Here is a 6,813-nt window from a genome sequence, read left to right as displayed (position 1 = left end):
AGAATCATCTTTGTTGATGGCGAAATAAACGATGTTACGGCAGATTTGATTGTAGCGCAAATTCTCTTCCTTGAATCAGAAAATCCGGACAAAGACATAAGCATGTACATCAATTCTCCAGGCGGAAGTGTTACAGCAGGACTTGCAATTTACGACACAATGCAATACGTAAAATGCGACATTCAGACAATCTGCATCGGTCAGGCTTGCTCAATGGGCGCTCTTATTCTTGCCGGCGGAACAATAGGCAAAAGATTTTCTCTTCCTTCAAGCCGCATTATGATTCACCAGCCTTCAGGTGGAGTCCGCGGTCAGGAAAGCGACATCACTGTTCAGGCAAAAGAACTTTTAAGAATCAAAAGACTTTCAATTGAATTTCTTGCCGAAAAAACAGGAAAATCTTACGAACAGGTTGCAAAAGACATTGAGCGCGACTTCTACATGACTGCTACAGAAGCAAAGGAATACGGCATTGTTGACAAGGTAATGCCAAAAAGAGTTTCATCAGATAAAGAGGCAAAATAATGTTAGGATTTCATAACGAAAACAACCGCTGTTCATTTTGCGGAAGACCAGGCGGAGAAAAAAGACCTCTGGTTGCTGGCGGCCCAAACAACGAGCTTCGCATTTGTTCTCAATGTGTAGAGGCCTGCGAACAGTATCTTATCGGACTAGAAAACGAAAGCAGCCTTACTCCGATTAACTTAAGCGATGTTTCTTCCCCAAAAGAATTCAAAGAATATCTCGATCAGTACGTTGTAGGCCAGGATTATGCAAAAAAAGTTCTTTCAGTCGCAGTTTACAATCACTATAAGAGAATGGCGGCTCAAAAAGCAGGCTCGCTCCCGGATTTTGAAGCTGACGGTGAAGACAAAGTAAAAATCGAAAAATCAAACGTTCTTCTTATCGGACCAACAGGAAGCGGAAAAACCCTTCTTGCAAAAACACTGGCTCAAAAATTGAACGTTCCTTTTGCAATTGCAGACGCAACAACGCTTACTGAAGCCGGCTATGTCGGCGAAGACGTAGAAAATGTTCTTCTTAAACTGATTAACGCCGCAGACGGAAATGTTCAGGCCGCAGAACGCGGAATCATTTTTATTGACGAAATCGACAAAATCGGCAGAAAAAGCGAAAACACTTCTATAACCCGCGATGTAAGCGGAGAAGGCGTACAGCAGGCTCTGCTTAAAATCATAGAAGGAACAGTTGCGTCAGTACCCCCTCAAGGCGGACGCAAACATCCGAACCAGGAAATGATTGAAATAGACACGACGAACATCCTCTTTATTCTTGGAGGAGCATTCGTTGGTATCGATAAAATTATTGAACAGCGCATTGCTGGAAAAACAATGGGATTTGGCGGAAACGTTGGAACCATGGACGAAGCCCAGAAAATGGAGCTTCTAAATCAGTGCACACCTGACGACCTTGTAAAGTTCGGTCTTATTCCGGAAATTATCGGCCGTATGCCAATTACTGTGGCTCTCAAGGAGCTTACAAAGACAGACTTAACCCGAATTCTTACAGAACCAAAGAATTCCATTATAAAACAGCTTAAGGCAAGTTTTGCATTTGACGACTTGGATCTTGAGTTTACTCCAGACGCGCTTGAAGAAATTGCAGATATTGCGATCAAACAAAAAACCGGGGCGCGAGGACTTCGTTCAATCTGTGAAAAACTTTTAATGGATCTTATGTACGAAGCTCCAAGCATCAAGGGAAAGAAGAAATTTACCGTTACAAAGGATATTGTTCTTTCAGGAAAACTTCCTTCTCCAGAAACACTTTTAATTGGTTCTAAAGTAACTGCCTAGACAAAATAAAAGTGTCAATTTACAGTATTTGGATTGACGCTTTTATTTAAATTTACTATATTTTCATAGAGAAAAATGGGGGTGCACCGGTTTCGACGACTGTGAATAATGCACTTACTGCATGTGGGAGTGAAGGTTCCCCGAACTGACAAAAAAATAACTGCAATTTTCGCAAGAAAAGAAGAAGAAGTTGTTGAAGCTTCTTCTGCAGAAGCTCTCGCTGCTTAGTCTGCGTTAGCCGGAACGCTTAGGGTGCTGTTCCTAACTTTAAGACGTTCTGTTACAAACAGGGACTTGCCATAAATCATTTCAGCCGGATTTGTGGGACTTTTTAGGCTGAATACGGAGACAATGCTTGTTATGCTGCCAAGTGTTTCCCGACAACCAATTCGCATAACTAAACATGTAGATGTATTTGGATTACACTTTCGGACGGGGGTTCAATTCCCCCCATCTCCACTTTTATAAAAGCCACGGATTTTTTCGTGGTTTTTATTTTTTAATTTGCAAACTTGTTTTTTATGGGAGAATAAAAAAATGACAGATTTAATCAATAATTACAAAAACTTTCTGAACAATGGAAAAACAGAGCGTGAATGTGCAAAACAAATAATCGAACTCGCCGAAAAAAATGGCTATAAAGACTTAGACTCGCTTTCTAGCGTAAAACCAGGCGACAAGGTTTATATAAAAAAAATGAATAAAGCTGTTGCCCTTTTTGAGCTAGGAACCGATTCACTAGAAAAAGGCTTGAACGTCTTGGGAGCGCACATCGATTCACCTCGTCTTGACATAAAGCAAAACCCGCTCTACGAAAAAGATTTTTTAGTTTACTTAAACACCCACTATTACGGCGGAATAAAAAAATATCAATGGGTAACAATGCCGCTAGCCCTCCACGGAGTTATCTGCACAAAAGACGGAAAAACAGTAAATGTCTGTCTTGGAGAAGATGAGTCTGAACCGGTTTTCGTAATAAGCGATATTCTCCCGCATCTTGCACAAAAACAAATGAAAGAAACCGCCTCAGATTTTATTCCTGGCGAAAACCTTGACCTGATTGTCGGCTCAGAAAAACCAGCAAAAGACTCAAAAGAAAAAGAATCTGCCAAAAAAAACATTCTAAAACTTCTAAAAGAAAAATATGGAATCGAAGAAGAAGATTTTGGCTCAGCAGAACTTGAGGTGGTTCCTGCAGGAAAAGCACGCGACCTCGGACTCGACAAAAGCTTAATCTTAGCTTATGGACAGGACGACCGCTCATGCGCATTTACTTCGGCTCAGGCACTTTTCGACTCAAAAGCAGGAAAAAAAACACTTTGCTGTCTTTGCGTCGACAAAGAAGAAATCGGCAGTGTCGGCGCAACAGGAATGGCAAGCCACTTTTTTGAAAACGCCGTTGCAGAACTGATCGCGCGCACAGAAAACGGTTTCAGCGAATTAACAGTCCGCCGTTGCCTTGCAAACTGTTCAATGCTTTCAAGCGATGTAAACGCAGCCTATGATCCAATGAATGCCGATCTTTTTGATAAAAACAACGCATCATTTCTCGGAGGCGGAATTGTGTTCAACAAATACACAGGAAGCCGCGGAAAAAGCGGAGCAAGCGACGCTAATCCAGAATTTATCGCAGCCTTAAGAAAAGTTCTTGACGAAAATTCAGTAAAATACCAGATGGCAGAACTTGGAAAAGTCGATCAGGGCGGCGGCGGAACAATCGCATACCTTGCGGCAAAATACGGAATGAACGTTTTGGATGCAGGAGTAAGCGTTTTGAGCATGCACGCACCTTGGGAAATTACAAGCAGATTCGACATCGAGCAGGCATACGAGGCTTACAAAGCATTCTTAACGCTGTAATTTTTCGGCTTTAACAAAAAAAAGCGCTTCAGGAAACATTTTTCTGAAGTGCTTTTTGTATTCTGGACGGATTTTTGCGCTCTAACGGTGTTCCGGGATTCCGCTTCCGCTGCATTTTGCAGCTGCTATTTTTATAGCATCTGCAAAACACTTCGTGTCCCTCCACCCCGGCGTAGCATATTTCTTTAAATTTCTATTTTATTCTTCTAAGGAAAGCATCCTTAAATCCGTAAGATTCAAAACGCTCTTTGATCATACCATATTCATCTGCATTAAGAGGTCCAACAAGGACTCTATAAGCATTTATATTCTTCTGCTTAATCAAAGCAAGCGGATATTTTTTACCATATTTTTCTGTAAGGTTTACAACATTTTCTTCGTTAGAAAGGGTTGCAATCTGAAGATAGTACATTCCCTTTTTAAGCTCAGCATCTGTCGTTACAAAACTTTCAAAGCTAGAGCCTTCGGTATTTTCTTCCACCACAGACTCCATTTCAATATTTTCATCTGCCTGTTCAGGAACAAAGACTTCTTTCTGAGGCTCATTTACAGATTCTTCTTCAATATTTTCTGCTTCCGGTGGATTAAGAGCAGAAGGAGCAAGAACTATCGGAGCATATTCTTCTGCCGCTGCATTTCCTTCTTCGGCGTTTTCTATAGCAGAAACATTTTCGGAAGGTTCCGTGCCATTAACTTCTGCAAGAGTTTCAGATTCAAAATGCTCAGGCTGCTCTTTTTCTTCTGCTGCATTGCCAGTAGTTTCAGCTTCCGCATTCTCAATATCTTCAGAAAAACTTTCGGAATCAGCAGAATTTTCTCCAGCCTCCAAATTTTCCGGTTCTTTTTCGTCAACAATTTCAGCATTTGTTTCTTCCTGCGCTTCCGGAGCAGGAGCGCCAATTTTTTCAGAATTATCTTCTTCTGAAGAAATTTCTGCACCTTCATTTTCTGTTTCAGAAAGCTCTTCTTCCTGTCCGTCCGTCTGAACTTCCGGTTCTTCATCAAAAGAATCGGCATCAAAAACTTCAGAATTTTCATTTTCAATTTCTTCCGTTTTTTCATCCAGACCTTCAGATTTAGGCTCAATATTTTCTGACTCTACAGTTTCCGTATCTTCGACAGGAGTTTCACATTCCTCAAGCTCAGAATTAGGCTCCGAAATTTTATTTTCTTCAACAGGAGTTTCAGCTTCTTCAAATTCCACTTCATCCTGATTTTTTTCAGGTTCTGTAATATTTTGCTCAAATTCCGGCTCAGAAATATTTTCTTCACTTTCTTCCGTCAAAACAGCAGTTCCAGAAACGCTTTCGTCAATACTTCCAGTGCGTCTGGTAATCTTTACCTGAACATTCGAGTCTTTTTTTATCAAAAGTTTTTCTGCAGCTTCTGCAGAAAGCAAAATTGCAATGCCCTCTCCAGAATCAATAGAGCCCAAAACAAGGACGTCAACAGCCGTACCGTTAGCAGGATTTGTCACAGTTACGCTGTCGCCAGGCAAATAGCCTATAGTTTTTGCAAATAAACCTTTCGGCATTTCACCTTCTTCGCAGACAACTGCTCTTCCGTCAACAGAAGGCCGAGCCGCCGCAAAAATCGTTGCTACAGTAAATACAGTAAATACAGCAAATACCAATGAAAGAATTTTCTTCATATCCGTCCCCTTTATTTTAAACTCTTTAATGTTGAGCTAACTTTAGCCGCAACAGAACTTGCAAATTTGTAAAGTTCCGCCTCGTTGTTATTAGACGCCTCAACTTTTTCAGGAAAAATACTTCCGTCAGAAATAACTTTTCCTGTTTTTGGATTATAATTTTGCCAGCTTACACTTTTTACAGAATTTGGTAAAAGGGCACTGGCGCTGTTTGCAGTTTTTTCATCATATTTTATTTCAAGCCTGACAAGGACATCCATCCCGCCAAGCAAAGTGTCGGCAAGAGCCCTTGTCAGCTCAGCCGAATCCGACTGGGAGTCTTCTTTTATAAAAATAGGCGAATTAGAAACGATATGTCCTGATTCAAAGAAAAAATCGGACAAAGCCTGTTCAAAAAGATCCGACACGGCAAAAACCGTATCAAACCCAGGATTATTCTGAACCACCTGAAAATTGATGTTTTTAGAATAAATCGCCGGAAGAAAAAATAAAAATGCAAAACCAAAAAGTATTTTTTTTTTCATCTCTTTATAAATATCGGAAAAGAAAAATTCAATGTTTAGTTTTTTAGAATTATTTTAGAATCAAAATCAAGAAAAAAAATTTATAAGACATAAAAAAACCGCCAGCAAAAAACTGACGGTCTTAAAAAGCAGCCGGTTAAACTACTTTGAGTAGTATTCAACTACCATCTGTTCATTAATCTGTACAGGGATTTCTGCACGGAGCGGAAGACGGGTAAGTTTTCCAGAGAACTTCTCTTCATCGCGTTCAAGATAGTCAAATTTTGCCTTTGTATCTGAAAGCCATGATTTTTTGAACTGTTCGCTCTTCTGCGCTTTTTCAACCAAAGAAATAACCTGTCCAACTTTTACAGAGTATGATGGAATATTGATTTTTACTCCGTCTACTTCAATGTGGCGATGAGAAACCATCTGGCGAGCCATGCGGATTGAACTAGCAAATCCAAGACGGTAAACAAGGTTATCAAGGCGTGTTTCAAGAGAAACAAGCAAAGCGACACCAGTCATTTCTGATGATTTTGTTGCCAATTCAAAGTAACGGCGAAGCTGGCGTTCAAGAATACCATAATAAGCCTTTACTTTCTGTTTTTCGATCAAGTGAAGACCGTAGTCAGAAGTTTTCTTTGATTTCTTAAAAGCCGGCGCCCCTGCTCTTTCCATAGCCTTTGGGTGTCCGCATACGTTTACACCAAGTCTTCTACATTCCTTAAAACGAGGACCTTTTTTTGTAGCCATTTTAATGCTCCTGAAAAATCATCAAGTGTAAATTTCCACTAGCCGCGCAGAAACTGTTACTTGATTTTCAAAGTTATGTACTGCCTAGAGGGAAGCTAAACAGTCTTTACATATTATCAAATTCTTTTTTTTTAGTCTAGTTGATTTTTACCTCTAAACTTAATTTCTTTCAAAGAAAATGATCGGAGCACATTTTCTGTCTTATCCGGCTCTTACTGCAAGTCCT

General features: G+C 40.3%; 6 protein-coding genes and 1 other RNA gene. 4 read left to right on the top strand and 3 right to left on the bottom strand.

Going from position 1 to position 6,813, the window contains the following annotated elements:
* From B3Y13_RS09640 to B3Y13_RS09625, 4 genes are all read left to right on the top strand, one after another.
* Positions 1-525, top strand: a 525-nt coding sequence (locus B3Y13_RS09640) for an ATP-dependent Clp protease proteolytic subunit (RefSeq protein WP_296694218.1), incomplete at its 5' end; no start/stop codon positions are given.
* Positions 525-1,817 carry an ATP-dependent Clp protease ATP-binding subunit ClpX gene (clpX, locus tag B3Y13_RS09635; protein ID WP_296022109.1) on the top strand — a complete coding sequence of 431 codons (1,293 nt, stop codon included), beginning with the start codon at positions 525-527 and terminating at the stop codon, positions 1,815-1,817. The genes B3Y13_RS09640 and clpX, both read left to right, overlap by 1 nt.
* Positions 1,818-1,894: 77 nt before the next feature.
* Positions 1,895-2,279: a transfer-messenger RNA gene (gene ssrA, locus B3Y13_RS09630) on the top strand.
* A 75-nt stretch (positions 2,280-2,354) separates the two neighbouring features.
* The gene (locus B3Y13_RS09625; RefSeq protein WP_296022102.1) at positions 2,355-3,677 is read left to right on the top strand and encodes an aminopeptidase; all 1,323 of its coding nucleotides are present in this window, start codon (positions 2,355-2,357) and stop codon (positions 3,675-3,677) included.
* A gap of 193 nt (positions 3,678-3,870) precedes the next feature.
* Here the strand turns inward: B3Y13_RS09625 and B3Y13_RS09620 are convergent, their stop codons facing one another.
* From B3Y13_RS09620 to rpsD, 3 genes are all read right to left on the bottom strand, one after another.
* Positions 3,871-5,328, bottom strand: a complete 1,458-nt coding sequence (locus tag B3Y13_RS09620) for an SPOR domain-containing protein (protein WP_296694215.1) — start codon at positions 5,326-5,328, stop codon at positions 3,871-3,873.
* Positions 5,329-5,339: 11 nt separating this feature from the next.
* Positions 5,340-5,852, bottom strand: coding sequence for a hypothetical protein (locus B3Y13_RS09615; protein ID WP_296668497.1), 513 nt, complete (start codon positions 5,850-5,852; stop codon positions 5,340-5,342).
* A 141-nt stretch (positions 5,853-5,993) separates the two neighbouring features.
* Positions 5,994-6,587 carry a 30S ribosomal protein S4 gene (rpsD, locus tag B3Y13_RS09610; RefSeq protein WP_078931204.1) on the bottom strand — a complete coding sequence of 198 codons (594 nt, stop codon included), beginning with the start codon at positions 6,585-6,587 and terminating at the stop codon, positions 5,994-5,996.
* Positions 6,588-6,813: the final 226 nt, after the last annotated feature.

The sequence above is a fragment of the Treponema sp. UBA7567 genome, from assembly GCF_002476655.1.
In the GTDB taxonomy this organism is placed as follows: domain Bacteria; phylum Spirochaetota; class Spirochaetia; order Treponematales; family Treponemataceae; genus Treponema_D.
Note: the sequence above shows the minus strand (reverse complement) of the source record. Positions and strands in the feature narration are given on the sequence as shown.

What these genes read in the sequence shown, in the direction of transcription:
- B3Y13_RS09625 (WP_296022102.1), top strand. Translation starts at nt 2,355, where the DNA reads ATGACAGATTTAATCAATAATTACAAAAACTTTCTGAACAATGGAAAA.
- rpsD (WP_078931204.1), bottom strand. Translation starts at nt 6,587, where the DNA reads ATGGCTACAAAAAAAGGTCCTCGTTTTAAGGAATGTAGAAGACTTGGT.
- clpX (WP_296022109.1), top strand. Translation starts at nt 525, where the DNA reads ATGTTAGGATTTCATAACGAAAACAACCGCTGTTCATTTTGCGGAAGA.
- B3Y13_RS09615 (WP_296668497.1), bottom strand. Translation starts at nt 5,852, where the DNA reads ATGAAAAAAAAAATACTTTTTGGTTTTGCATTTTTATTTTTTCTTCCG.
- B3Y13_RS09620 (WP_296694215.1), bottom strand. Translation starts at nt 5,328, where the DNA reads ATGAAGAAAATTCTTTCATTGGTATTTGCTGTATTTACTGTATTTACT.